Origin of the sequence: Streptomyces sp. NPDC006691, assembly GCF_042869955.1 — a bacterium.
Taxonomy (GTDB): Bacteria; Actinomycetota; Actinomycetes; order Streptomycetales; family Streptomycetaceae; genus Streptomyces.
Window position 1 is genome coordinate 248022 of sequence record NZ_JBIAGW010000010.1, and the last position, 26627, is coordinate 274648.

The 26627-nt window shown below is 71.4% G+C and carries 21 protein-coding genes; 7 read left to right on the forward strand and 14 right to left on the reverse strand.

Features of this window, described 5'->3' with window-relative positions:
* Window positions 1-531: an amino-acid N-acetyltransferase gene (locus ACFYNP_RS23075; protein WP_388420315.1), complete on the forward strand. Its 531-nt coding sequence runs from the start codon at window positions 1-3 to the stop codon at window positions 529-531.
* A gap of 153 nt (window positions 532-684) precedes the next feature.
* On the forward strand, window positions 685-1026 hold the full coding sequence (locus ACFYNP_RS23080) for an Lsr2 family protein (protein ID WP_053729112.1): 342 nt from the start codon (window positions 685-687) through the stop codon (window positions 1024-1026).
* On the opposite strand, the gene ACFYNP_RS23085 is transcribed toward ACFYNP_RS23080, so the two are convergent.
* Window positions 1005-1637, reverse strand: coding sequence for an SCO3374 family protein (locus ACFYNP_RS23085; RefSeq protein WP_388787718.1), 633 nt, complete (start codon window positions 1635-1637; stop codon window positions 1005-1007). The genes ACFYNP_RS23080 and ACFYNP_RS23085 overlap by 22 nt on opposite strands.
* Before the next feature lie 430 nt (window positions 1638-2067).
* On the opposite strand from ACFYNP_RS23085, the gene ACFYNP_RS23090 reads away from it, so the two are divergent.
* Window positions 2068-4593: an ATP-dependent Clp protease ATP-binding subunit gene (locus ACFYNP_RS23090; RefSeq protein WP_120722094.1), complete on the forward strand. Its 2526-nt coding sequence runs from the start codon at window positions 2068-2070 to the stop codon at window positions 4591-4593.
* Window positions 4594-4689: 96 nt separating this feature from the next.
* Here the strand turns inward: ACFYNP_RS23090 and ACFYNP_RS23095 are convergent, their stop codons facing one another.
* A complete protein-coding gene (locus tag ACFYNP_RS23095; RefSeq protein WP_388787721.1) occupies window positions 4690-7914 on the reverse strand; it encodes an NACHT domain-containing protein in 3225 nt (1074 codons plus the stop codon).
* A complete protein-coding gene (locus ACFYNP_RS23100) occupies window positions 7911-8261 on the reverse strand; it encodes a trypco2 family protein (protein WP_388787724.1) in 351 nt (116 codons plus the stop codon). Before ACFYNP_RS23100 ends, ACFYNP_RS23095 begins: the two co-directional genes overlap by 4 nt.
* 548 nt (window positions 8262-8809) lie before the next feature.
* Between ACFYNP_RS23100 and ACFYNP_RS23105 the strand changes: the two genes are divergently transcribed.
* Window positions 8810-9466: a M23 family metallopeptidase gene (locus ACFYNP_RS23105; RefSeq protein ID WP_388787727.1), complete on the forward strand. Its 657-nt coding sequence runs from the start codon at window positions 8810-8812 to the stop codon at window positions 9464-9466.
* A 33-nt stretch (window positions 9467-9499) separates the two neighbouring features.
* On the opposite strand, the gene ACFYNP_RS23110 is transcribed toward ACFYNP_RS23105, so the two are convergent.
* Window positions 9500-10066 carry a TetR/AcrR family transcriptional regulator gene (locus ACFYNP_RS23110; protein WP_388787730.1) on the reverse strand — a complete coding sequence of 189 codons (567 nt, stop codon included), beginning with the start codon at window positions 10064-10066 and terminating at the stop codon, window positions 9500-9502.
* Between the two features lie 172 nt (window positions 10067-10238).
* Between ACFYNP_RS23110 and ACFYNP_RS23115 the strand changes: the two genes are divergently transcribed.
* On the forward strand, window positions 10239-11828 hold the full coding sequence (locus tag ACFYNP_RS23115; protein WP_388420320.1) for an MDR family MFS transporter: 1590 nt from the start codon (window positions 10239-10241) through the stop codon (window positions 11826-11828).
* Window positions 11829-12846: 1018 nt separating this feature from the next.
* Here ACFYNP_RS23115 and ACFYNP_RS23120 read toward each other — a convergent pair.
* The 7 genes from ACFYNP_RS23120 to ACFYNP_RS23150 form a co-directional block, all read right to left on the reverse strand.
* Window positions 12847-14031: a low temperature requirement protein A gene (locus ACFYNP_RS23120; protein WP_388787733.1), complete on the reverse strand. Its 1185-nt coding sequence runs from the start codon at window positions 14029-14031 to the stop codon at window positions 12847-12849.
* A 123-nt stretch (window positions 14032-14154) separates the two neighbouring features.
* Window positions 14155-15489 (reverse strand): two-component system sensor histidine kinase CseC, encoded by a 1335-nt coding sequence (gene cseC / locus ACFYNP_RS23125; protein ID WP_388420322.1) that lies wholly within the window; start codon window positions 15487-15489, stop codon window positions 14155-14157.
* A gap of 152 nt (window positions 15490-15641) precedes the next feature.
* On the reverse strand, window positions 15642-16346 hold the full coding sequence (gene cseB, locus ACFYNP_RS23130; RefSeq protein WP_388420323.1) for a two-component system response regulator CseB: 705 nt from the start codon (window positions 16344-16346) through the stop codon (window positions 15642-15644).
* A gap of 255 nt (window positions 16347-16601) precedes the next feature.
* On the reverse strand, window positions 16602-17231 hold the full coding sequence (locus ACFYNP_RS23135; RefSeq protein WP_388787736.1) for a hypothetical protein: 630 nt from the start codon (window positions 17229-17231) through the stop codon (window positions 16602-16604).
* Between the two features lie 20 nt (window positions 17232-17251).
* Window positions 17252-17809: a SigE family RNA polymerase sigma factor gene (locus ACFYNP_RS23140; RefSeq protein ID WP_100577659.1), complete on the reverse strand. Its 558-nt coding sequence runs from the start codon at window positions 17807-17809 to the stop codon at window positions 17252-17254.
* 297 nt (window positions 17810-18106) lie between these two features.
* Window positions 18107-19015 carry an A/G-specific adenine glycosylase gene (locus ACFYNP_RS23145; RefSeq protein ID WP_388420343.1) on the reverse strand — a complete coding sequence of 303 codons (909 nt, stop codon included), beginning with the start codon at window positions 19013-19015 and terminating at the stop codon, window positions 18107-18109.
* 91 nt (window positions 19016-19106) lie between these two features.
* Window positions 19107-19733: a phosphatase PAP2 family protein gene (locus ACFYNP_RS23150; protein ID WP_388787739.1), complete on the reverse strand. Its 627-nt coding sequence runs from the start codon at window positions 19731-19733 to the stop codon at window positions 19107-19109.
* A gap of 165 nt (window positions 19734-19898) precedes the next feature.
* On the opposite strand from ACFYNP_RS23150, the gene ACFYNP_RS23155 reads away from it, so the two are divergent.
* Window positions 19899-20735, forward strand: coding sequence for a hypothetical protein (locus ACFYNP_RS23155; protein WP_388787741.1), 837 nt, complete (start codon window positions 19899-19901; stop codon window positions 20733-20735).
* A gap of 405 nt (window positions 20736-21140) precedes the next feature.
* Here ACFYNP_RS23155 and disA read toward each other — a convergent pair whose 3' ends face one another.
* Together disA and radA are read right to left on the reverse strand one after the other, a co-directional pair.
* Entirely contained in the window at window positions 21141-22265 is a 1125-nt protein-coding gene (disA, locus tag ACFYNP_RS23160) for a DNA integrity scanning diadenylate cyclase DisA (RefSeq protein WP_100577656.1), read from the reverse strand.
* A 101-nt stretch (window positions 22266-22366) separates the two neighbouring features.
* Window positions 22367-23764 (reverse strand): DNA repair protein RadA, encoded by a 1398-nt coding sequence (gene radA / locus ACFYNP_RS23165; protein ID WP_363026489.1) that lies wholly within the window; start codon window positions 23762-23764, stop codon window positions 22367-22369.
* Between the two features lie 318 nt (window positions 23765-24082).
* Between radA and ACFYNP_RS23170 the strand changes: the two genes are divergently transcribed.
* Window positions 24083-25750, forward strand: coding sequence for a hypothetical protein (locus ACFYNP_RS23170; RefSeq protein WP_388787744.1), 1668 nt, complete (start codon window positions 24083-24085; stop codon window positions 25748-25750).
* A 24-nt stretch (window positions 25751-25774) separates the two neighbouring features.
* On the opposite strand, the gene ACFYNP_RS23175 is transcribed toward ACFYNP_RS23170, so the two are convergent.
* Window positions 25775-26611: a hypothetical protein gene (locus ACFYNP_RS23175; protein WP_388420328.1), complete on the reverse strand. Its 837-nt coding sequence runs from the start codon at window positions 26609-26611 to the stop codon at window positions 25775-25777.
* Between the last annotated feature and the right edge of the window lie 16 nt (window positions 26612-26627).

Below are 26627 nucleotides of genomic sequence, written 5' to 3' on the forward strand. Positions count from 1 at the left end.
ATGTCTTATCCCGCCGCGAATGCGGTCACCGTCCGCCGGGCCAGGACCGGCGATGTACCGGCCGTGCGAAGCCTTCTCGACGCGTACGTCGGAGGCGGGATCCTGCTCGACAAAGCAACGGTCACGCTTTACGAGTCCATCCAGGAGTTCTGGGTCGCGGAACGCGACTCGGACGCCCGGGTGATCGGCTGCGGGGCACTGCACGTGATGTGGGAAGACCTCGCCGAAGTGCGAACTCTTGCCGTGGATCCCGAGTTCCAGGGTTCCGGCATCGGACATCTGGTGCTCACCAAGCTGCTCCAGACCGCCCGCTGGCTCGGAGTGCGACGGGTTTTCTGCCTCACCTTCGAAGTGGCGTTCTTCGCGAAGCACGGGTTCACCGAGATCGGCGAGACTCCCGTCGATACCGTCGACACAGATGTCTACAGCGAGCTGCTGCGCTCCTATGACGAGGGCGTCGCCGAGTTCCTCGGTCTCGAACGAGTGAAGCCGAACACCTTGGGCAACACCCGGATGCTTCTGCACCTGTGATCGGGGAAGCGGCGGGAAGCTGTCGGAACCCTATGTCCGAATCGCGTACGTTTCCCGCGGAGCAAGGATCCTGAACCTCTCCCGGGGGTTTGTGTTTTCCAGTCAAAAGCGGTTTCCTTTCCGCGTACTGCATTTTCGATGAAAGGAAATCCGGTGGCACAGAAGGTTCAGGTCCTTCTTGTCGATGACCTCGACGGTGGCGAGGCTGACGAGACCGTGACGTTCGCTCTTGACGGGAAGAGCTTCGAGATCGACCTCACCACGGCCAACGCGGACAAGCTCCGGGGTCTCCTTGAGCCGTACGTCAAGAGCGGCCGGCGCACCGGTGGCCGCGCGGCGGGCGGTCGCGGCAAGGCCCGTGGCGCGCTGCTCGGCACCGGCAACCAGAACACGGCCGAGATCCGCAAGTGGGCCAAGGAGCAGGGCTACAACGTGAACGACCGCGGCCGCGTCCCGGCCGAAATCCGTGAGGCCTACGAGAAGCAGAACGGCTGAGTTCCCGCGTTCCCCGTTCCACCTGGGGATTTCGCGTGAAACAACCGGGCCCGGTGGCATTCCGTCGCCGCCGCGGCCACCAGCCTCACGAGGCTGAGGCCCGCGGCGTGGCCGCCCCGCGCGGCCCGGGAGGCATCGGAAGCGTCCCCGTCACCGGCACCACCGCACTGAGTGAATCCGGTGAACGAGGGCAACCGCGCCTCGATCTCGCACCCGGGCTCGGGGGGTCGCAGCCACACGGCGGCCCCCCGCGAGCCGGCCCAGCCCGGCGGCACCGGGGCGGTCATGCGGCCCCCCGCGCCGAGGGCGCGCAGATCCAGGGCGACCCCGCCCCACTCCAGCCAGTCGAGCAGCCCCGGCAGCTCGTCCGCGCTGCCGGCCGCCACGAGCAGCCGCATCCGGCCCCCCGCCAGAGCGACGGGACCGGTCTGCGCGTACCGCTCCAGGAGGGCGAAGCCGGCGCTCGCCGGGAGTTCCAGAACGTCGAAGCGCAGCCCGGTGAGCAGCTGGGCCGGAGGCCCGGCGGAGACGGCCCAGCCGAGCCCGCGCTCGTACCACTGCGCGAGCGAGCCATCCAGGGATGCGCGGGGCTGCGGGACGGTGAGGGCCATGCCCGGAGCAACTGAAGAAACGGCGCCGAGTTACGCTGGGTTTCCGTACGAACGCGCTCCGTCGGCAATTGTGCGGCGCCCCGGGGGATGGGCGGGCGCAAGGTTGTTCGCCCGTAGCTTACGGAACCGGGGTCTTTCGCATGGAGTGTCAGTGCGGGCGGGTAAGACATTCCTAGTGGGGAGGGGCGACACGCTCGCCAGGCGGTCTCACGTTCGCCATCGGCGTACTGGAGACAGGGGTATCTGTCTGGCCTGCGGGAACATCGTCTCGCACCATCGGGTTGGAGCAGTTGTCGGCTGTTCGGGCCGGGAGGCATTGAACGGGTGTCGGCAGTTGGAATGAGCTGTCCCGCCCTGCGGGACTAGCATGCGGAAGGACAGGGAGGGGACCGCCCCCTTACTGCCCGACCGCTCTGAGGAGCGATTAACGATGTTCGAGAGGTTCACCGACCGCGCGCGGCGGGTTGTCGTCCTGGCTCAGGAAGAAGCCCGGATGCTCAACCACAACTACATCGGCACCGAGCACATTCTCCTGGGCCTGATCCACGAGGGTGAGGGTGTCGCCGCTAAGGCCCTGGAGAGCCTCGGGATTTCGCTCGAGGCGGTCCGCCAGCAGGTGGAGGAGATCATCGGTCAGGGCCAGCAGGCCCCGTCCGGGCACATCCCCTTCACGCCCCGTGCCAAGAAGGTCCTGGAGCTGTCGCTCCGCGAGGCCCTCCAGCTCGGCCACAACTACATCGGCACCGAGCACATCCTGCTCGGCCTGATCCGCGAGGGCGAGGGCGTCGCCGCCCAGGTCCTGGTGAAGCTGGGCGCCGATCTCAACCGGGTGCGGCAGCAGGTCATCCAGCTGCTCTCCGGCTACCAGGGCAAGGAAGCCGCCACGGCCGGCGGCCCTGCGGAGGGCACCCCCTCCACGTCCCTGGTGCTCGACCAGTTCGGCCGCAACCTGACGCAGGCCGCTCGCGAATCCAAGCTCGACCCGGTCATCGGGCGCGAGAAGGAGATCGAGCGCGTCATGCAGGTCCTGTCGCGCCGTACCAAGAACAACCCGGTCCTCATCGGCGAGCCCGGCGTCGGCAAGACCGCCGTCGTCGAGGGTCTGGCCCAGGCGATCGTCAAGGGCGAGGTGCCCGAGACGCTCAAGGACAAGCACCTCTACACGCTGGACCTCGGCGCCCTGGTCGCCGGATCCCGCTACCGCGGTGACTTCGAGGAGCGCCTGAAGAAGGTCCTCAAGGAGATCCGCACCCGCGGCGACATCATCCTGTTCATCGACGAGCTCCACACCCTGGTGGGTGCGGGTGCCGCCGAGGGCGCGATCGACGCGGCGAGCATCCTCAAGCCGATGCTGGCCCGCGGTGAGCTCCAGACCATCGGTGCCACCACGCTCGACGAGTACCGCAAGCACCTGGAGAAGGACGCCGCTCTTGAGCGCCGCTTCCAGCCCATCCAGGTCGCCGAGCCGTCGCTGCCGCACACCATCGAGATCCTCAAGGGTCTGCGCGACCGCTACGAGGCCCACCACCGCGTCTCGATCACGGACGAGGCCCTCGTCCAGGCCGCGACGCTGGCCGACCGGTACATCTCGGACCGCTTCCTGCCGGACAAGGCGATCGACCTGATCGACGAGGCCGGTTCCCGGATGCGCATCCGCCGGATGACCGCGCCGCCGGACCTCCGCGAGTTCGACGAGAAGATCGCGGGCGTGCGCCGTGACAAGGAGTCGGCCATCGACTCCCAGGACTTCGAGAAGGCGGCCTCTCTCCGCGACAAGGAGAAGCAGCTGCTCGCCGCGAAGGCCAAGCGCGAGAAGGAGTGGAAGGCCGGCGACATGGACGTCGTCGCCGAGGTCGACGGCGAGCTGATCGCCGAGGTGCTGGCCACGGCCACGGGCATCCCGGTCTTCAAGCTCACCGAGGAGGAGTCCTCGCGGCTGCTCCGCATGGAGGACGAGCTGCACAAGCGCGTCATCGGCCAGAAGGACGCCATCAAGGCGCTCTCGCAGGCGATCCGTCGTACGCGTGCCGGTCTGAAGGACCCGAAGCGTCCCGGTGGTTCGTTCATCTTCGCCGGCCCGTCCGGTGTCGGTAAGACCGAGCTGTCGAAGACGCTGGCGGAATTCCTCTTCGGTGACGAGGACGCGCTGATCTCCCTCGACATGTCGGAGTTCAGCGAGAAGCACACGGTTTCCCGCCTCTTCGGTTCGCCCCCCGGTTACGTGGGTTACGAAGAGGGCGGCCAGCTCACCGAGAAGGTGCGCCGCAAGCCGTTCTCCGTCGTCCTCTTCGACGAGGTCGAGAAGGCCCACCCCGATATCTTCAATTCCCTGCTCCAGATTCTGGAAGACGGTCGGCTGACCGACTCCCAGGGCCGGGTCGTGGACTTCAAGAACACGGTCATCATCATGACGACCAACCTCGGGACCCGGGACATCTCCAAGGGCTTCAACCTGGGCTTCGCCGCCCAGGGTGACGTCAAGACCGGCTACGACCGGATGAAGGCCAAGGTCAACGAGGAGCTGAAGCAGCACTTCCGCCCCGAGTTCCTCAACCGTGTCGACGACACCGTGGTCTTCCACCAGCTGACCGAGGAAGACATCATCCAGATCGTCGACCTCATGATCGACAAGGTGGACGAGCGCCTCAAGGACCGCGACATGGGCATCGAGCTCAACGCCGAGGCCAAGTCGCTGCTCGCCAAGAAGGGCTACGACCCGATCATGGGCGCCCGGCCGCTGCGCCGGACGATCCAGCGGGAGATCGAGGACATCCTCTCCGAGAAGATCCTCTTCGGTGAGCTGCGCCCCGGTCACATCGTGGTCATCGGCACCGAGGGCGAGGGTGAGGAGAAGAAGTTCACCTTCCGCGGCGAGGAGAAGTCGGCTCTGCCCGACGTCCCGCCGATCGAGGACGCGGCCGCCGGCGGCGGTCCGAACCTGAGCAAGGAGGCGTAGTCCTCCCCGGAGGCCTCGCCCGAAGGGGCTGCCCCGGCTCGTACTTCACGTACGGACCGGGGCAGCCCCTTTTTCGCACGGTCTCCTGCCGGTGCTTCACGGGGCCAGCGGGCCGCCGTTGACGGTGACCGTCAGGCCCGGGTGGCGCAGCAGCGCGCCCGGGTTCCACGAGCCGGCCTGTACGGTGCCGACCGCCAGGTCCACCGTCGTCAGCGTCGGGAACGCCGCCAGGACCGCGCCGAGATCGCCGTCGGAGTTGGCGAGCCACAGGTCGAGGTGGCGGACGCTGGGCAGCGGGGCCACCCCGGCGAGCGCGGCCACCGAGCTCAGCGCGACCCCGAGCCGGATGATGCCGGACCGCCCCCGCACGTAGGCCAGGAGCCGCCGGGTGGTCGCCGACGAGGAGGGGGCGAGCTCCAGATGGCTGAGGGCCGGCCAGCGGCTCAGGGCGTCGAAGCCGGCCACCTGGTCCGCCTCCAGATGCAGGGTGGTGACGTGGCTCAGGACCGGGAGCTGGGCGAGGTGCAGATCGGTGCTGCTGCCGAACAGCAGCGTGCGCAGCGCCGGGACCTCGCCGAGCGGCGAGAGGTCGACCTCCTGCGCGGACACGTCGAGCAGCCCGAGCGAGGTGAGGCGCGGCAGCCGGGCCAGCTGGGTCAGGTCGCGCAGGCCCGAGCCCCGCAGCACCTCCAGGTCCGCCAGGCGCTCCGCGCTGTCCCGCAGGAAGGCGAGGTCCCGCAGGCGCTCGGTGCCGTTCAGCCGCAGGGCCGCCACCTCGCGTCCGCGCAGCGCGGTGTGCAGCTCGTCCGCCGTGAGGTCGGGCGGAACGGTGATCCACAGCCGGCGGGCGTCGGGCACGTGCGGGAGCTGGGCGAGCTGCCAGCGGGTCTCCACGTGCAGCCGGGCCTCCCGCAGGTCGAGGTGGGCGAGGACTTCGCGGGCGTAGCGCTCGGCGGGATAGCGCGACCACTCGGAGGCGAACAGGTCGACCGCGTCCGGGTGCGCGGCCGACCAGGCACGGGCGTGCTCGATGGCCTCCGCGTTGCCGACCCGGTTGATGAGCCCGACGACGTGCCCGAGGGCCTCGGCCGAGGTGGTGGCCGGGTCCGGGAGGTGGCCGAGGACGGACGGGCCGAGCCGCGCGAGCAGCGTGACGGTCTCCAGGTCGCGGGGCGGAAGCAGCGCCGCGATGTGTTCGCGGACCCGGCGGGCGGTCGTCTCGTCGAGATAGGCGGCATGCTGGGCGCAACGGGCCGCGAGAACATGGATCTTGGCCTTGTCCTGGTGGGAGCGGCGCCGGGAGCCCGCGTCGAGCAGACCGTTGACGAGGACGGGCCGGTCGCGGCGGCCGCAGTGGCCGGCGGCGAGCAGGATCACGTCCTGCCACTGCTGCTCCTCCGAGGCGTGCCGGAGCAGCTCGCCCAGGTGTCCGTCCTCCACGAACTCCTTGGCGGCGAGGAAGTCCTGGAAGGTGCGGTGGGTGAACTGGAAGACGTCGTCGGCGCGTTCCTGGAGCAGCCCGCTGCGGTTGAGGAGGTGGCGCAGGACGTCCTCGGGGGTGCCCTGGCCGCGTACGTTCTCCATGCCGGAAAGGGCCCGTTTGAGCTGGCGCAGCGCCTGGTCGCGGGAGAACTCCGACTGGCCCTCGCGCACCAGCCACACCGCTATCCGCTGGAGAAGTTCGGTGCACTCCTCGGCGCTGATCTCGATGCCCTCGGGCGCCTCGACCTTGCGCTGCTGGTCCCGGTTGCCGAGCAGCATCCGCAGGGCCGCCTCGTACAGTTTCCAGCGGGTGTCGGGCAGGAAGCCCTGGCGCAGCCGGTGCAGGGCGCAGATCACCGCGCACAACAGGGGAGTGCGGGCGAGGCCCTTGAGGGTGCTGTTCTGCTTGAACTGTTCGGACAGGTCGCGCTCCAGCTCGTCCAGGTCCTCGTGCGGGCCGCTGTCGAGCCGGGCCGCGCGGTGCCAGGCGGCGATGAAGGCGGTGATGTCCTCGTCGTTCATCGGCAGCAGCCGCAGCTCCTCGAAGCCCGCGTACTTCAGCCAGTCCGGCTCGACCGCCATCGGCCGTACCGTCACCACGCAGCGGGTGCGCGGGTAGCGGTCCAGGAGGGCGGCGAGCCAGCGGTGGGCCTCCTCGCGGTCCTCCTGCGGTACTTCGTCGAGCCCGTCCACCAGGAGCAGCGCCTGCCCGGTCTTCAGCACCCGCCCGGCCCAGCCCTCCGGTGCCGCGTCCACCACGAGCCGTGCGGCGGTGGGGAGTTGGGCGGGCAGCGGGAAGGTGGCGCCCTGGGCGCGCAGGGTGCGCAGCGGCACCACGAACGGGATGAGCGCGTTGAGATCGGCGAGCCCGGGGCCGAGCCGGCCGGCCGCGGCGTGCGCCGCCAGCCACCACACCAGGGTGGTCTTGCCGGCGCCGGCCTCGCCCCGGATGAGGACGCGTGGGCGGGAGGCGAGCAGGGCGTCGATGCGCTGGGGGGAGCTGTCCATCAGGGGGCGGCCCGCCTGCGGCGGCTCGGTGGCCTTGGGTCTCGCCTCCAGGCTGAGGTAGGCGGTGTCCAGGTCCCACTCGGAGTCCCGCTTGTTCAGCTCGTCCAGGCCGAAGATCTTCGTCTTGCGGTACGAGGCGCCGATGGCCTCCGCGTACTCGTGCTCGTAGCTCTGGTCCTCCGGTGGTACGCCGGTGACCAGTTCGAGCGGGGTGGGCGTGGCCAGGGTGGCGAACGCGGCGCGGAAGCCGTCCGAGGCGAAGATGCCCCGCAGCGGCACGCACACCACCCTGCGGTGGCCGCGCCCGCGCGGGATCTCCTTGACCAGGCCGAGCAGGGTCGCCGCCGCGAACAGCGGGGCGCCCGACAGGCCCGCGAGCGGAGAGCTGCCGTCGGCGCGTTCGGTGGCGGGCGGCCGGTGCAGTTCGCAGACCAGGTCGTCGCGCAGACTGCCCGCGACCGGCAGGACCGTGCCGACGAACTGGTCGTAGTCGAGGTGGTGGTCGGCGCCGTAGCGCTGGATGTCGGGGAAGCCGATGATCTCGCAGCCCGGCAGCGACTGTGCGGTGTCGACGCTGCCGAGCCGCAGCAGACCGGGCAGCAGCTCCTCGTCGCTGTAGAGCAGTGCGGCATCCAACTCGTCGTTCTGCCACAGGACTTGGGCGGTCATCTCGCCGAGGGAGGGGTGCGCGAGCCGGGTCGGCGGACCGCCCACCAGATTGTGCGCACAGGTGAGCACCAGCCATGGCGAGACGATGACCCCGCTGCCCTGGCGCCCGTCGGAGAGCACGGCCACGACGCGGTCGGCGGTCGTGGGTAAGGCGCCGCTCATCGCGGTCCGGCCCCGAAGCTCCCGCCCGGCCGGTCGTTGCCGACCCGCCAGGCGGAGCCGTCGGCGGCGGCGTGCGGCTTCAGGGTGAAGGCCACCTTGTGGGTACGCCCCGTAGCTCGCCCGGCGTCGGCGCCCGCGTCCACCACCCAGGCCCGCACCTTGAGTCCGCCCTTGATCTCTTTGCGGAGCTCAAGGGTGAACTCCATCTGGATGTCGCCGAGTTCGAAGACCAGGTCGTGCCCGGAGGCCCGCGCGGCCGCCTCGGTGAGCTGGTCGCGTACGGACTCGATGGCGTCGGCCAGTTCGATCCCGTCGAACCCGTCGGATGTGTGCGTGTCGTCGGCCATGGCGCTGTCCCCTCGTCGGTCTCAATTCTCGCGCTGGACGGGGGAGTTGGGACAGGGTCCGGAGGGGGCGGTGGGTTCGGGACGGCCTCGGCGGCTGGGGTGCGGACGGCCTCGGCGGCTGGGGTGCGGACGGCCGATCACGCCGAGCCGACCGCCGGGGCCGGGTGGACCTGGGTCGCGTAAAGGAAGGACCGGGCCGGGTGGACCTGGGTCCCGTAAGGGAAAGGCCGGGCCGGGTGGACCTGGGTCCCGAAAGGGAAGGACCAGGGGCATGGGCTTGGGTCCGCCGGCGGTGACAAGGCACACAGGGTCCGGCAGCCCTACTACGCGCCTTAGGGGGCGTTGGCCGCGCATCGGACGTATTCCCCGTCTGATCGTTACGGCTTTCGTTAGTAGATGGGCGTTTTGGGCGGAGATGGGGGCTTGGGTTACCAAGGTGAGGCCGACCCGGTGTGCCGCTGTGCGTGCCGGGTCCGCGCATGCCGCCGGAACTCAGTCTTGGGTCGCACTCGGCGGATTCCCCTGTCGCCGTAAGGAAGAGCTCCCGCATGCCTCAGCGCACCCTGTCCCAGACCGTCCGCCCGTCCGCGTTCCGCCTGCGCGCCGTGGCGATCGCCGCCGTCGCCGCCGGAACGGGGGCCGCGACGCTCCTCGGCGCGGGTGCCGCGGCCGCCGACTCCGCGTCGCTCGCCCCGACCTCGGTCACCACCTCCGCCGTCGCCGACCAGGCCAAGGCGCAGACCAAGGCCGCCGCCGCGGTCAAGCAGGCCGCCGCCGCCAAGGCCGCCTCCTGGGTGCACCCGGTCTCGCGCTACACGCTGAGCGCCAGCTTCGGCCTGGGCGGTTCGATGTGGTCGCACAAGCACTCCGGACAGGACTTCGCGGTGCCCAGCGGCACGCCGGTCCTCGCCGCGCACGCCGGCACCGTCGTCAAGGCCGGCCCGGTCGGCGCCGGTGACGGCCCCGCCTACGGCAACGCCGTCGTGGTCCGGCACGCCAACAACACGTACTCGCAGTACGCCCACCTGTCGAAGATCAAGGTGCGCGTCGGGCAGAGCGTGGGCACCGGCGAGCGGATCGCGCTCTCCGGCAACACCGGCAACTCCAGTGGCCCGCACCTGCACTTCGAGATCCGCACGTCGCCGAACTACGGCTCGGCCGTCAACCCCGTCGCCTTCCTGCGCACGGTCGGCGTCACCGTCTGACCGTCGCGGCCACTCGACCGCCCCTCGACTCGCCTAGATCCGGGGCGAGTTGTGGTGGGCCTGGGTGACCAGGTCGCTGGCGACCTCAAGGACGCTGACGCGCTTCTCCTCGGGGTCGCCCTCCATGTCCTTGAGGACGAACATCCCGGCGTGCATCGAGAACAGCGCCGTGAAGCACCGGATCCGGTCGGCCATCGAGGCGTCCGGGTCCTTCAGCAGGTCGACCATCGCGTGCATCCGCTCCTTGAACATCTCGCCGATGCTCAGCTCGCGCATGGTCGCCTGGTTCTCCTGCATGAACCGGAACAGCGGCTCCGCCCCGAAGAGGGCCTCGCTGTAGCGGCGCAGGATCTCCAGTTTGACGTCGAGGGTGCCCGGCTGGGTCCGGCCCCACTCGATCACCTCGTCCATGGGCCTGGTGAGGTCCTGGAAGAGGCTGATGATGATGTCTTCCTTGGTCTTGAAGTGGTAGTAGAGCGCCGCCTTCGTCACATCCAGCCGCTCGGCGATCTCACGCAGCGAGGTCTTCTCGTACCCCTGCTCACCGAAGAGCTCCAGGGCCACGTCCTGGATCCGCTGGCGGGTGTTTCCTCTGGCCATGCCGCTCTCCCGAATGCGTACGGCCGCCGTCCCCCGGCGGCCGTGCCGTGAGCCATGTACTTACTTGACGCCCGGCTAGTTACGGTCTACCTTCCCCAGTGTAGTGGTAACTAGCCGGGCGGCAAGTAAGTGCCTCATCCGGTGGACGGCAGGTTTCAGGGAGTTGGGGACGATGGCGACGGGGATACCTAAAGAACAGGCGGCGGACCCGGGGGTGACCGACGGACCGCAGCCGCGCAGCGTGCGGGTCGTGCTGCTCGCGCTCATGATCGCGATGCTGCTCGCCATGCTCGACAACATGATCGTGAACACGGCGATGCCGACGATCGTGGGCGAGCTCGGCGGACTTGAGCACCTGTCGTGGGTGGTGACGGCCTACACCCTGGCCACCGCCGCGTCCACGCCGATCTGGGGCAAGCTCGGCGACATGTACGGGCGCAAGGGCGCCTTCCTCACCTCCATCGTGATCTTCCTGATCGGCTCCGCGCTCAGCGGCATGGCCCAGGACATGAGCCAGCTCATCGGCTTCCGCGCGATCCAGGGTCTGGGCGCGGGCGGTCTGATGGTCGGCGTCATGGCGATCATCGGTGACCTCATACCGCCCCGCGAGCGCGGCAAGTACCAGGGCATGATGGCCGGCGTCATGGCGCTCGCCATGATCGGCGGCCCGCTGGTCGGCGGCGCCATTACCGACCACCTCGGCTGGCGCTGGACCTTCTACATCAACATCCCGCTCGGCGCGGTCGCACTCGCCATGGTCACCGCCGTGCTGCACCTGCCCAAGAAGCGGTCCCGCGGCCGGATCGACTACCTCGGCACGATCCTGCTGACCATCGGCATCACCTCGATCGTCCTGGTCACCACCTGGGGCGGCTCGCAGTACGCCTGGGGCTCCGGGACCATCATCGGGCTCATCGTGCTCGGCGTCCTCGCGATCGTCGGCTTCCTCTTCGTCGAGACGAAGGCCGCCGAGCCGATCCTGCCGCTGCACATCTTCCGCAACCGCAACTTCTCGCTGATGTCCGGCATCGGCTTCCTCACCGGCTTCGTGATGTTCGGCGCCATGCTGTTCCTGCCGCTGTACCAGCAGTCCGTGCAGGGCGCCTCCGCCACCAACTCCGGTCTGCTGCTGCTCCCGATGCTGCTTTCGATGATGGCCGTCTCGCTGATCGCGGGCCGGGTCACCACCAACAGCGGCAAGTACAAGATCTTCCCGATCGTGGGCGGCGCGCTCGTCGTCGTCGGCCTGTTCCTGCTGTCCACGATGGACACCACCACGACGCGGTTCATGTCCGGCGTCTACATGGCCGTGCTCGGCGCGGGCATGGGCTTCCTGATGCAGATCACGATGCTGGTCGCGCAGAACAGCGTCGAAATGAAGGACATGGGCGTCGCCTCGTCCTCCACGACCCTCTTCCGTACGCTCGGCTCGTCCTTCGGCGTCTCGATCATGGGCGCGATCTTCACGAACCGGGTGGGCGACGAGATGGTGCGGCGGCTCGGTGCCGGCGCGGGGAATCTGGCCTCGGCGCAGCTGGACCGCCCGAGCCTGATGAAGCTGCCCGCGCCGGTGCGGGAGGCGTACCAGTACGCGGTGTCCTCCGGTACGCACGGGACGTTCCTGGTCGGTTCGATCATCGCGGTGGCCATGTTCGTGGCGGCCCTCTTCGTCAAGGAGGTCCCCCTGCGGGGTGCCGCCCCGACCCCCGAGCCGGGCAAGGCCCCGGTGGACGCGGCGCCGCTGTCGGAGCCGGTGCTGTAGCCCGGGCCGGGGCCGGGTCCGGGTCCGGGCCAGGGTTCGGGCCCGGGTCCAGACCCGGATGCCTTGGCTCGGCCGGGGCGGTTTGGCTCTGCTGCTCCGGGATCACTTGGCTGGGCTCCGGGACGGCTTTGGCTGGGCTCCGGCCCGGGAGGGCTTGGCTGGGCTCCCGACGGCTTTGGTTGGGCTCCGGTCGGGATGCGACAGCTCGCCCGGGGCGGTTTGGCTCCGCCGCTCTGTGATCCCTTGGCTGGGCTCCGGTCCGGGATGCTCTGGTTCGGCTGAGCCGCCTGGTGGCCTGGCTCGGGCCCCGGGTGGCTTTGCCGCCACCGTCTTCTTCCGCGTGCGTGAGTGAGTGCGTGCGGGTGGGGGTGGGGAGGCGGCTTTTTTCGGCCCTGGCTCGTGTTGGTCCGGGGGTCCGGGTGGATCTGAGTGCGTTGGGGTGCTGCCCTGGGGTTTTGCCCCTCCCCGCCCCTTCCCGCAACCCTCCGGGGGTGGGGTTGGGTGGGGGTGGGTGGGTTTCCGGGGGCTGCGTCCCGGGCCTGCTGGTTGGTTCGTCTGCGGATCGTGGGTGGCTGGTCGCGCAGTTCCCCGCTCCCCTAGAGGCCTCGGTGCTGGCCTGCATCGGGCACTTCAGCCTGTCCGGCTGATCGGTAGGGGCCGGTGGAGGCATCTCCAGCCCGTGCGGCTGATCGATACGGGCCGGCATCGGGCACTTCAGCCCGTCCGGCGTTTGAGGACGAGCGCCGTTCAGGCGAGATACGGGGTCCGGGGCGGAGCCCCGAAGGGGGTGCAGGGGGCGCAGCCCCCTGCGGGGGTTCGAGGGGCGCAGCCCCTCAGGGGGTCTGGGGCGCAGCCCCAGGGGCCCGAACCCTTCAGCCCCCGTCACGGGTGGGAGGGCGGGCAAACCCCCCGGGGTCTGGGGCGCAGCCCCAGGAGGCGCGGAACCAACCAACCCCGAGCAACGGGCGGGCGGGTGGGCAACCCCCCGACCCCGGGCGGAGCCCCAGGCGGCCCCCGCTCAGGCCGTCTCGGCAACGCGGCGGCGATGACTCGGCGCCTCCGCCGCCACGGACAGGGCGAGCAGCAAGGCAGGCCCGGCCAGCATCGCCCACACCGGAACCCGCCCCGCCGCCGGCACCAGCGCCGCGATGAGGAGCGCCGTCACCAGACGGAGGCGTACCACCGGATCCCCCACCCCCGTGAAGGCGACCCGCACCGCCGCCGTGGAGACCAGGAACAGCGCGACCCCGCCCAGCACGCACAGCGCGAGCGCGGTCGTGAGCCGGCTGCCCGAGCCGAGTACGGCCGTACCGACCGCTCCACCGGCCACCGCGAGTCCGAGCTGCACGGGCAGATGGCCCAGGACGTACGTGTTCAACAGCCGTGGGCTGTCGGCGAGTTCGGCGTGCGCACCCGGCCGCGTACCGCTCGCGCTGAAGTAGGACCACCACAGGCAGGCGCACAGCGCGAACGCCGCCGCCCCGGTCACCATCGCGGAGCCGGCCGTACGCGCCTGGACGAGCCCGTTGGTGAAGCCGAGCACCGACTCACCGAGCACGATGATGGTGAACAGGCCGAAGCGTTCCCGCAGATGCTCGCTGTGGTGCGGGGCCCGTGCGATCCGGCTCCCCGAGAGCAGCGGGATCGCCAGGTCGACGGCCATTCCGCCGGCCCAGATCCCGTACCGCGCCGCCCCCGCCGGGGCGAGCAGCGCGCCGCCCGCCCAGATCGGCGCGGACAGCGCCGACCCCGTGACGAAGGAGCGCAGCAGCGGGACCAGTCGCCGGTCCCGCCGGGCCTCCAGGGCGTACAGCAGCGCGACGCCGAGGCGCGCGCCGAGGTACGAGAGGGCGAAGCCGGTGTCCGCGCTGTCGGAGTGGCCCACGCCGCCCACGAACACCGCGAGCCCGCACACGGCGACCAGCCCCGCCATGGTCAGCAGCCGGTGCGAGGTGACGTCCCGGTCGGCCCGGTTGGCCCGGACCGCGTACAGCACCCAGGTCCACCACAGCGGTATGAACAGGGCGGCCGCGGCCGCGACCGAGCCCAGGGTCGGCTCGGCGCTGATCCGCCGGGTGATCTGGCCGACGGCCGCGACGAACACGAGGTCGCAGAACAGCTCGAACCAGGTCGCCCGCCGTTCGGCCTCCACCGGCTCCACCGGCTCCACCGGCTCCACCGGCTCGGACAACTCGGGCGGCACGGGCGGCACGGGCGATGGCGATGTCGATAGGGGATCGGACGGCGAAGTGTGTGGGCCCTGATGCATGGTCAACAGTGTTGCCACTGTTGGCCGTTGGCGCCCCCCGGTTCGCCCACCCGTCGGCTACACCTGACGCGCGCTCTTCGACGACGGCGGCTGCACGGGGAAGCTTCCCGTGTTGGTCGGCGCGTGCTCGGGCAGCCAGAGCACGGCGATCGCCCCGCCGGTGCCCGCCGCGTTCGGGGCACCCTCGGGGGCGGCGTTGCGGAAGGTCAGCCGGGCGCCGAGCACCTTGGCCTGGCCCGCCGCGATCGTCAGACCCAGGCCGTGCCCGTTGCCCGCCCGGTCGCTCGATCCGGTACGGAACCGGCTCGGCCCCTCACGGAGCAGCGCCTCCGGGAAGCCGGACCCGTGGTCGCGGACCCGTACGACGCGGCCCTCGACGGTGACTTCGACCGGCCCCCCGCCGTGCTTGGCGGCGTTGCCGAGCAGATTGCCCAGGATGCGTTCCAGTCGGCGCGGGTCGGTGCTGACCCACGACTCGTGCACGACCCGCACCTTCACCTCGGGGTCGAAGGCCGCGACCCGGCGGCTCACGAACTCGCCGAGCGCCACGTCCTGCAACTCGGCCCGCTCGGACGCGCTGTCGAGCCGGGCCACCTCCAACACGTCCTCGACCAGCGTGCGCATGGCCTGGGCCCGGTTGCGCACCAGCTCGGTGGGTCGGCCCGGGGGCAGGAGTTCGGCGGCGGTGAGCAGCCCGGTGACCGGGGTGCGCAGCTCGTGCGCGATGTCCGCTGTGACCCGGCGCTCGGCCTCGATGCGCTCTTGGAGCGCGTCGGTGAGCGCGTCGACCGCGCGGGCCAGCTCGTCGGTCTCGTCGCGTACGAAACCGCCGATCGCGTCCCGTACGCGTACGTCCGTGTTGCCCTCGGCGACCTTGCCGGCCGCGTCCGCCGCCTTGCGCAGCCGGCGCGAGATCTGGCCGCCGATGAGGATGCCGAGCGCGCAGCCGCCGAAGACGACCGCGACCGAGCCGATGACCAGGGCCCGGTCGAGGTCGGCCATCACGTTGGAGCTGCGGTCGGTGAAGGTGGAGTGCAGCGACAGGACATCCCCGTTGCCCACCGGGACCGCCGCCCAGATGTCGGGCGGGCCGCTGTCGCGCTCCTGCACGGAGGAGACCTTGCGCCCTTGCAGTGCCTTGGACTTCAGCGCGGGCGGCAGCGCGGGATCGTTCAGCTTGGTGCCGAAGCGGACCCGCTTGTTGCTCGTCTCGTAGTAGTTCTGCGCGAAGTTGAGCCGCTCCATCTGCACTTCGCGGGCGTTGTCGAGCATGGAGACGCGGGCCGCGTTGTGCACGACGAGGCTGAGCGCCATGACGGTGAGCGCACCCACAGCCGTAATGGCGATGCTGATCTTCCAGCGGACGCCGGTGCGCAGGGCGAAGCGCCTCATGCGTGGTGCTCCTGTTCGGCTTCGGCAGGGCTGCGGCCGGGGGTCCGGGGGTTGGCCCCCGGGTGATGGGGCCAGCGGACGCCGGTGCGCAGGGCGAAGCGCCTCATGCGTGGTGCTCCTGTTCGGCTTCGGCGGGGCGCCTCACTTGGCCATCACGCCTTCAACTTGTAGCCGAAGCCACGGACGGTCTCGATCCGGTCCTGCCCGATCTTGGTGCGCAGGCGCTGGACGTGGACGTCCACGACCCGGGTGTCGCCACCCCAGCCGTAGTCCCAGACCCGCTCCAGGAGCTTGTCGCGGGACAGGACCGTGCCCGGCGCCGAGGAGAATTCGAGCAGCAGCCGCATCTCGGTCGGCGTCAGGGCGACGGTCTCGCCGCGCTTGCGGACCTCCATGCCCTCGGTGTCGATCTCGATGTCACCGAAGGCGAGCACCCCGCGCTCGGGCGCCTCGTCGGCCGTCTCGGTGGTCGCGCCGGGCCCGCCCGCGTGCCCGAAGCGGCGCAGCACGGCGCGGATCCGGGCGACCAGGACGGCGCCGTCGAACGGCTTGGTGACGTAGTCGTCCGCGCCGGCCTCCAGACCGAGGACGACGTCGATGGAGTCGGCCCGCGCGGACAGCATGATGACCGGCACGGTCGACTCGTCGCGGATGCGGCGGCACAGGCTGACGCCGTCGAGGCCCGGCAGCATCACGTCGAGCAGGGCGATGTCCGGCCGGTCGGCGCGGAACGCCTCCAGGCCGGAGAGCCCGTCGGGCATGGCGGTCACGGTGAAGCCGTCCCGCTCCAGGGCGAGCTGGGTGGCTTCACGGATGACGTCGTCGTCCTCGACGAACAGAACATGGGTCTCGGCCATCGCGCTGCTCTCTCAGTTCTCCGGCGGTCTCTTCCGGCGCCCGGCGGTGGTGCGGTGGTGCGGGTCTTGCAGGTCATGCAGGTCATGCGGGTCATGCAGGTCGTACGGTGTGCTTCGGCGTTCTCCGGCGTTCTCCGGCGTTCTTCGGTGTTCTTCGGTGTTCTTCGGCGCCGCTCTCGTGTTGGCGAACGGCTCCGGGCGCAGTACCAGTCTGCGGCATGCCCACCGCGCCGCTTGCCGACACGGGCGGGCGGCTCAGGGAGTGGCGGGGACGGGCGCGGGGGTCCCGTTGCCGTCGACGGCCTTGCTGTAGTCGTTCTCCACCTGGTCCTGCTGGGCGAATTTGCCGTTCGTGCCGCCGGACCAGCGATAGGTCGTGACGACCTCGCTTGAGGCGAAGGCCGGCTTGTCGCCGGGCGCGTACATCTGCCGGGTCACCACCAGGTCGCCGCGGTCGATCTCGGCGTACACCGGCGTTTCCTCGGCGGTGAAGACGTTGTCGTACGAGGCCCCGGCCGCGCGGTAGACGTAAGAGCCGAGGCCGACCGCGTCCGCGCAGTTCATGACGTTCACGACGACGTCCTGGCCGGTCGTGCCGGTCAGGTGCCCGTACGTCACGTCGATGGGGTACTCGTCCTTGGTACAGGGCTTGAGCTCGGCCTTGACCCGGGGGCTCACCTTCGGGTCGCCCTTGAGCAGGCGTACCGGGTCGACCTTGGTGAACGGCGCCGGGGAGGAGACGCTCGGCGACGGTGTGGCGTGGGCGACCTTGTCGGACCGGGGGGCCTCGCCCTCGTCCCGGGTGCCGGTGCCGCCGGTGGAACAACCGGCCATGAGCAGCCCGAGGGCGGAGAGCCCGGCCAGTGCCGTGGTCCCCGCCGTCAAAGCGCCCCCGCTCCGCCTGCTCAGGCCGCGCACCGCTCCCGCCCCTTTACCTCGCCCGTGTAACCGTGCTCCAGCGCACGGAAGTCCAGCTCGCGGCTCTCCAGCTCCTGGCGGAGCCGGGCCAGCGCCCGGTGCAGCGTGCTCTTGACGGTGCCGGCCGACATGCCGAGGGCCGCGGCCGTCTCCTCGGTGCTCATCTGCTCCCAGTGTCGCAGCACCACGACGCTGCGCTGCTTGGGGGCCAGCACCTTCAGGATGTCCATCAGGAGGGCGCGGTCGGCGCGCTGCTCGGAGCCGTCCTCGACGCGGGCGTCGGGCAGCTGCTCGGTGGGAACCTCTTCGAGCTTGCGGGCCCGCCACCACTCGGTCCGGGTGTTGATCATGACCCGGCGCAGGTACGCGTCGGCCAGCGTCTTGTCGGCGATGCCGTCCCAGCGGCCGTACGTGCGGGCCAGCGCGGTCTGCAGGAGGTCCTGCGCGTCCACCGGGTCCGGAACGAGCCGCCGGGCACTGCGCAGCAGCGCGTCCTGCCGGGTGCGTACGTACTCCTCGAACTCAAGCACCTCGCCCTGCGCCATACCCAACCGCCTCCGTCATCCCCGTGAGCTGGTCCCGCTCGCCCTGCTGGTCGCTTACGTGAATGAACCTACGGAGGACTTGTCACGGGCCTGTGCGGAGCAGCCGTCGGCCGACGCACGGAGAGCCATCGGTTGTGTAACAGCCGAGGTTTACCGCCGTTTTCCAGGGGTAACGCCGCTCTTTCGGGCGTTACGGACACAGCCGGGCAGGCTGAGGGCAGGGGGTTCCCGGGCCCGGACGCGGGGTTGCCCGGGCCGAGGCGTGGGAGGCGGCCCGGCCGAGGCGCGGGGGCGGCCTCAGGACTGGGGCAGCCGGTAGAAGCCGTCTTCGAGCGGCTCGACGAGACCGTCCGAGACCAGCCCGTCGAGCGCCCTGGCCCGCTGCACCGGCTCGTGCCACACCGCGTCGAGCGCCGACTGCGGTACGGAACCGGTGGCATCGCGCAGCACCGCGAGAAGCCGGCCGCGCACCTGGCGGTCGGTGCCCGCGTACGTCTGGCCGCGGCGGGCCGGGCCCTGGTGCGCGGGTTTGCCGGCGAGCCGCCAGGCGCACTGCGCGGCGATCGGGCAGCGCACGCACGTCTCGTTCTTCGCCGTGCAGACCAGCGCGCCGAGCTCCATGGAGGCGGCCGCCCAACGGGCCGCCGTCACGTCGTCCTCGGGCAGCAGCGCGCGGGCCAGGCGCCGCTCGGCGGCGGTGGTGGCGGTCGGCGGGTACTGCACGCCGGTGACGGCCCGGGCGAAGACCCGGCGGACGTTGGTGTCCAGGACCGCGTGGCGCTGCCCGTACGCGAACGAGGCGACCGCGGCCGCCGTGTACTCGCCGATACCGGGCAGCGCGAGCAGCTGCGCGTGGTCGGCCGGTACGTCGCCGCCGTGCCGTTCCGTTATGGCCAGGGCCGCGCCGTGCAGCCGCAGCGCGCGGCGCGGGTAGCCGAGCCGGCCCCAGGCGCGGACCGCCTCGCCGGGTGCCTCGGCGGCCAGGTCGGCCGGGCGCGGCCAGCGCTCCAGCCACTGCTCGTACACCGGGAGGACCCGGCTGACCGGGGTCTGCTGGAGCATGAACTCGCTGACCATCACGCCCCAGGCGCCCGCTTCGGGGCGGCGCCAGGGCAGGTCGCGGGCGTGTTCGCCGAACCATCCGATGACGGATTCGTGGAGGACGGCGGGCTCGGCGGCCGGGGCCGCCGGGTTCGTCTCGTTCATGGGCGTGGTCACGGTGGGCATCGTCGGCAGAATGTTCATCGCAGAGCCGATCCTGGCATGTTCGGGCCCCGAGGGGGGCGCGCAGCGGCCCTCAGCGGCGTGCGTGCTGCCTGGCGTGCACACGTGCGCCGGGTCCGGTGAACCAGGCGACGGCCCCGATGTCGCTGGTACGCATCGACTCGGCGAGGGCCCGCACCGGCCGGGTTCCGAGCTTCACCACGATCAGCGCGACCACCGTGCCGAGCACCAGGCCGACCGCCACGTCGTGCGGGTAGTGCACCCCGACGAAGACCCGCGAGAAGGCCATCGCCAGGGCCATCGGGACGGTGAGCATCCAGATGCGCGACCAGGCGAGGGCCAGGCCGACGGCCGCCGCGCCCGCGATGGTGGCGTGGTTCGAGGGGAACGACCAGTCGCCGTTGGCGGGGCAGGCGATCAGCGAGGTCGCCGCGCCGGCCACCGCCCGGCAGGGCCGTTCCTCGTCGATCAGCGACTTGATCACCTCGCTGCACAGGTAGGCGGCCGCGGTCGCGAGCGGCGCGAGCAGGGCGAGGGCGAACGCCGTCGTGTCCCGGCGGCGGGCCCGCCACCAGGCGCAGACGAACAGCACGCCGAAGAGGAGCAGGCCGAGCTTCGTCCAGACCTCGACGAAGCTCTGCACCCAGGACGGCATGTCGTGGGCGAAGTCGGTGATGTTGCGGTAGAGCTCACTATCCATGGTGACCGACAGTATGAATCATGAATGGGGGGTGACCACGAGTCGGCCGTGAGGCTGCGCCAGGACCGCGGAGCGGGGCGCTCCGGGATGATGATCCGGAAAACTTCGCCGGAGTGGCGGCGGGTGGGGCCGGAGTTGGCCACGATCTCTCGTAAGGTTCGGTGCGTGGGATCTCTGCGCAATCCGGTCGGGCCGCTTCCCTCCTCCATCTATTGGCGACGGAGGGCAGTCGCGCTGTCCTTGATCGCGCTGCTTGCCGTTCTCGTCCTATGGGCCGTCACTTCGGGTGGCGGCAGCGGGAACAAGGGCGGCGGCAACGACAAGGGCCCCAACCCCACGCAGTCCATCACCCCCGGCCCCTCGGGCTCCGGCCCCGCCATCAGCACGGCACCGGGCGGCCGCGACGAGTCGAGCGGCTCGGGAGGTTCCGGCGGCTCCGGCGGCGGTTCGGGCGGTTCGGGCGGCTCCGGGGGCGCCAACTCCGGTGACGGCGGCACGAGTACGGGCTCCGGCGGCTCCGGCGGCGCCAACTCCGGTTCTGGGGGCGAGAGTTCGGGCGGCGGCGGCAGCGCGGGCAGCCAGGTTCCGGCGGACTCCAGCCTGCCGACCTGTGCGCCGGGGGCGCTGTCGCTGACCCTGCGCAGCACGAAGACCTCGTACGAGCCGGGGGAGAAGCCCCGTATCGAGATCCTCCTCAGGAACAACTCGGGGTCGGCGTGCAAGGCGGACCTCGGGCCCAAGGGGGCGGTGGTGACGGTCACGTCCACCGCGAACGACCGGGTGTGGTCGACGGACGACTGCGCGTCGGGCGATGCGGGTGCCTTCTTCCAGGTGCCGGGTGGTTCGACGATCACCCACACCGTGGAGTGGGACCGTACGAAGTCCGTGCCGGGCTGTGCGACTCGCTCGCCGGGTGCGGTCCCGCCCGGCACCTACCTCCTGGAGGCCCACCTCCCCGGTCTCCCGGTGGCCCGGGCCTCCTTCGCCCTGGCCAAGGACTAGCCCCACGGGACGCGCCGGGGCGCTGCCCCGGGCCCCGGGGTTTTGCCCCTCCCCGCCCCTTCCCGCAACCCTCCGGGGGTGGAGTGGGGATGGGCCGCCTTTCCGGGGCTGCGCCCCGAGCCCCGCCTTTCGGGTGCGGGCCGAGCGTGGCTGGTCGCGCAGTTCCCCGCGCCCCTAACCCCGCTTTCGTCCGCGGACCGTGCGTGGTTGCTCGCGCAGTTCCCCGCGCCCCTGTAGGTGACCCCGAATGCCTCGGTACGGGCCAGCATCGGGCACTTCAGCCCGTCCGGCGATTGAGGACGAGCGCCCTTAAGGCGCGATACGGGGTCTGGGGCGGAGCCCCAGGGGCCGGAACCAACCAACCCCGAGCAACGGGCGGGCGGGTGGGCAACCCCCCGGCCCCAGCTACACGTACCGCTCCAGAATCGAAGACTCGGCCAACCGCGAGAGCCCCTCCCGCACGCTCCGCGCCCGCGCCTCCCCGACCCCGTCGACCGCCTGGAGGTCGTCCACCGAGGCGGCCAGCAGCTTCTGCAACCCCCCGAAGTGCTCGACCAGCCGCTCGATGATCGCCCCCGGCAGCCGTGGCACCTTCGCGAGGAGCCGGTAGCCCCGCGGGGACACCGCAGAGTCCAGCGTCTCGGGCGAGCCGCTGTAGCCCAACGCCCGTGCCACTATCGGCAGTTCGAGAAGCTCCGCGTGTGTGAGGTCGTTGAGCTCGCGCAGCGCCTCGTCCACCGTGCGGGAGCGCTTGGCGGTGGGCTCGGGCACGTAGTCCCGTACGACCAGCTCCCGCTCGGGCTCGACCCCGGCGATCAGCTCGTCCAGCTGGAGGGACAGCAGCCGCCCGTCCGTGCCCAACTCGACCACGTACTCGGCGATTTCGGTGGCGATGCGCCGCACCATCTCCAGCCGCTGGGCGACCGCGGTGACGTCCCGCACCGTCACCAGGTCCTCGATCTCCAGGGCGGACAGCGTGCCCGCCACCTCGTCGAGGCGGAGCTTGTAGCGCTCCAGGGTGGCGAGCGCCTGGTTCGCGCGGGACAGGATCGCCGCCGACTCCTCCAGGACCCGGCGCTCGCCGTTCACGTACAGCGCGATCAGGCGCATGGACTGGCTGACCGACACCACCGGGTAGTTGCACTGCTTCGAGACGCGGTCCGCCGTGCGGTGGCGGGTGCCGGTCTCCTCGGTGGGGATGCCCGCGTCCGGCACGAGCTGCACACCGGCCCGGTGGATCTTGGTGATGTCCTTGTCCAGGACGAGCGCGCCGTCGAGCTTGCACAGCTCGCGCAGCCGCGTCGCGGCGAACTCGACGTCCAGGACGAAGCCGCCCGTACACATCGAGTCGACGGTCTTGTCCAGGCCGAGGACGATCAGGCCGCCCGTGTTGCCGCGCAGGATGCGCTCCAGGCCGTCGCGGAGCGCGGTGCCGGGCGCGACCGCGCTCAGCGCGGCCCGCATCAGTGCTTCGTTACCGGAGCCTGTGCCGGACTTTCCGGGTGATGATGCCCGGTCGTTGGCTGCCACTGCACTCCTCCGGTGTTGCTCATACGGCGCGTACTGCTCGCGTGCTGCTTGCGTACTGCTCGTACGGACGGGCGAGACCAGGGCAAAGTCTACCGGCGCGGCTACTCCTCCCGCGGGGCCTGTGCGCGACGCCCGCGCGGCAGCACCCGCAGCGCGTCACCCATGTCGGCGACTTCCGTGACCTTCATACCGGCCGGGACCTTGCCCGGATCGGTCGGCACCAAGGCGTGCGTGAAGCCGAGCCGGTGCGCCTCGGCGAGCCGGCGCTGCACCCCGGTGACCCTTCTGACCTCGCCCGCGAGCCCCACTTCGCCGATCGCGACGAGGTTCTTGGGCAGCGGAGTGTCGCTGGCCGCGGAGGCGAGCGCGAGCGCGATCGCGAGGTCGGCGGCGGGCTCGGAGAGCTTCACCCCGCCGACCGTCGCACTGTAGATGTCGCGCTTGCCGAGCGCCGTGATGCGGCCCCGCTGTTCCAGCACCGCGAGCATCATCGAGACGCGCGAGGTCTCCAGGCCCGAGGTGGTGCGGCGGGGCGAGGGGATCTGCGAGTCGACGGTGAGCGCCTGCACCTCGGCGACGAGCGGGCGGCGGCCCTCCAGGGTGACGGTCAGACAGGTGCCGGGCACCGCCACATCACGCCGGGTGAGGAACAGGCCGCTGGGGTCGGCGAGTCCGGTGATGCCCTCGTCGTGCAGCTCGAAGCAGCCGACCTCGTCCGTCGCCCCGTAGCGGTTCTTGACGCCGCGTACGAGGCGCAGCCGCGCGTGCCGGTCGCCCTCGAAGGAGAGCACCACGTCCACCAGGTGCTCCAGCAGGCGGGGGCCGGCGATCGCGCCGTCCTTGGTGACGTGGCCGACCAGGAGCGTCGACATGCCGCGTTCCTTGGAGGCGCGGATCAGCGCGCCCGCGACCTCGCGGACCTGGGCCATGCCGCCGGGGGCGCCGTCGATCTCGGGCGAGGCGACCGTCTGGACGGAGTCGAGGACGAGCAGGGAGGGCTTCACCGCGTCGAGGTGGCCGAGCACCGCGGACAGGTCGGTCTCGGCCGCCAGGTACAGATGGTCGTTGAGGGCCTTGATGCGGTCGGCACGCAGCCTGACCTGGCTCGCCGACTCCTCGCCCGTGATGTAGAGCGTGCGGTGCTCGTCACTGGCCGCCTTGGCCGCCACGTCCAGGAGCAGCGTGGACTTGCCGACCCCGGGCTCGCCCGCGAGCAGCACCACCGCGCCCGGCACGAGGCCGCCGCCGAGCACCCGGTCCAGCTCGTCGACGCCCGTGGAACGGGCCGTGGCCTGGCGCCCGTCGACCTCGCCGATGGGCAGCGCGGCCGTGGAGACCCGGCCCGCGGCCGTGGTGCGGACCGCGGGCGCGCCGTACTCCTCGACCGTCCCCCACGCCTGGCACTCGGGGCAACGGCCGAGCCATTTGGCGGTGGTCCAGCCGCATTCGGTGCAGCGGTAGGACGGCCGGTCCTTCGCGGATTTCGTACGGGCAGCCATGCGGTCACCGTATAGGGGCCCACTGACAGTCCCGTCCGGCAGGCGCCCCCGGACCCTTTCCGCTCGGCGGACCCCGGGGGCGGGGGCGTCACCGGGGAGCGGGGCCCGGACGTCCGCGCCCCGCCGTTCGGGTGGATGCGGCCGGGCGCACGTCGCCCCGATCCCTTGCGCCCGTTTGCACAGTGCGTGATGGCTCTGCCATGGAATGCCGTGGAATTCCCAATTCCTGTCCCCTTTTGAGGGATACGTTCACCCGTAAGGATTAAATGTGCTCAACCGGTACGAAGAACCCTTGATGCTGCCCCTACGGTCGCACGCGTGACGAGCAGCAGACTGGATCAACCAGCGCACAACACCGGCGCACACCGGGCGCAGCGCCGTGCGCCCCGGACGCTGGCCCAGCGGCCGCCCGCGCGGTACGAGGCGTATCTCGACGGCCTGTTCACCTATTGCCTGTCCGTCCTGTGCGACCACGACGAGGCGACCGCGGCCCTCGGCGACCTGCTCGCCGTCTCCGAGCGCCAGTACGCGCGCTGTCCCGCGGGTGAGGCCGAGCGCAAGGCGTGGCTGTACGCGCTGGCCCGCTGGGCCTGTCTGCGCAAGCTCGCCGAGCGCAGGCGCGGCCGCCAGGGCGCCCACACCGGCCGGGCCCCCGAGCCGGCCCCCGCCGTGGAGGTCTCCGAGGAGGAGCACGAGCGCCGCCACCGCGAACTCGCCCTGCTGGCCTGGCCGGAGGCCGCCGGCACCACGCCCGAGCAGCGCGAGGCGCTCGAACTCGCGGTCCGCCACCAGCTCGGCACCCGCGAGGTCGCCTCGGTGCTCGGCCTGAGCTACCCGGCCGCGCGCGAACTGCTCGCGGCGGGTGCCTGCGAGGTCGAGCGGACCCGGGCCGCGCTCGCCGTGGTCGAGATGGGCGGCTGCCCCACGGTCGCCCAACTCACCGGCGACCACCAGGTGTTGCTCTCGGCGGCGCTGCGCCGCGAGCTGGTCCGGCACGTCGACGACTGCCCCCGCTGCCGCCGCGCCGCCGAGCGCGCGGGCGCCGCCGATCCCTGGCCCGGTTCGACCGTGACGCCGGCCGCGCTGCCGCTGGCCGAGGCGCCGCGGGCCGCCGCGCAGGCCGCGATGCTGCACGTGCCGAGGGCGCGCGGCGGTGCCCCGCGCTTCGACCGCACCGGCTTCCCGATGGACCCCAAGGACCGGGCGGCCCGGCGTGACCGGCTGCGCGCCAGGGCCGTCACCACCACCGTCGTCGCCACGGTCGTGGCGGCCCCCGTCTTCGCGCTGTGGGCCGCCTACCGCGGCGCCCCCGCGACCGGCGAGCCCGAGGGCGGCGGCGCCAAGGTCACCGCGAGCGAGGCCGACAACCCGGGCGGGATCGCCGGCCACCCCTACGACCGCTACGAGAACGCGGGCAACGCCCGCAGCGAGCCCGACAACCGCTTCACCGCGGGCAGCCGCGCCCCGGACGTGTCGGTCGAGGTCATCAGCCCCACGACGGCCCCGGCGGGCGCGGCCCGGCTCGCGGTCGCGGCGAGTTCGGCGGGCGACACGACCGTCCTCACGCTCACCTCGACCGGCGGCGCCCCCGTCGACTGGTCGCTGCGCAGCCGGGCCCGCTGGCTCACCTTCAGCCAGAGCGCGGGCCGCCTCGCGCCCGGTGAGAGCGTCACCGTGTACATCCGCGTCGACCACGCCGAGGAGCCGCACCACGCCTGGTCGGCCCGGGTCGAGGTGGCGCCGTCCGGCGCCGCGGTACGCATCAGCGGCGACGGCACCCCGATCGTGCCCCCGTCCTCGCCCGACCCGGGCAACACGGGGCACCCGGGCCCCGGCGGATCCAGCGCGCCCGCCTCGACCCCGCCCACCCAGAGCCCGGGCAGCCCCACGCCGACACCCACGCCGACCCCACCCAGCCAGAGCCCCACCCCGACGGCAACGCCCACACCTACGCAGACGCCGCCGTCCTCGACCCCGAGCGGCTGACAACTGCCGTACTGAATACCGGAGTTACCGCTTCGGGTCGGCCGGGTGCGGGGCGACGAGTGGCAGCTGAGAGGCGAGCCGTGCCTCACACTGCTCGACGAGCACGGCGTACGCCTCGGCGCCCATCAGCTCGGTCAGCTCCGGCCTGTACGTCACGTACACCGGCTCACCCGCGCCGTGCGCGGAGGTCGCCGAGGTGCACCACCAGTGCAGGTCGTGGCCGCCGGGGCCCCAGCCGCGCCGGTCGTACTCGCCGATCGAGATCTGTAGCACCTTGGTGTCGTCGGGCCGCTCGATCCAGTCGTACGTGCGGCGCACCGGCAGCTGCCAGCAGACGTCCGGCTTGGTCTCCAGTGGCTCCTTGCCCTCCTTGAGGGCCAGGATGTGCAGCGAGCAGCCGGCGCCGCCCGCGAAGCCCGGCCGGTTCTGGAAGATGCACGAGCCGTTCCAGCGGCGGGTCTGGCGGTCGCCGTCCTCGTCGGTCTGGATCCAGCCCGACTCCGTCCCCACGTCGTGGAACTGCCAGAGCTCCGGAGTGAGCCGCGCCACGTGCCCGGCCACCCGCTTCTCGTCGTCCTTGTCGGAGAAGTGGGCGCCGAGCGTGCAGCAGCCGTCGTCCGCCCGGCCCGCCTCGATGCCCTGACAGCCGCTGCCGAAGATGCAGGTCCACCGTGAGGTGAGCCACGTCAGGTCACAGCGGAAGACCTGCTCGTCGTCGGCGGGATCGGGGAACTCGACCCAGGCCCGCGGGAAGTCGATCCCCTGCTCGTCCTGGACCTTCTTCCGCCCGTCCTGCGACGGCTTCGCGGGATTCTTCGGGGCATTGGCTTTGCCCGGCTTCGCCTTTTTCGTCTTTGGCACACCTCAAGCGTATGTC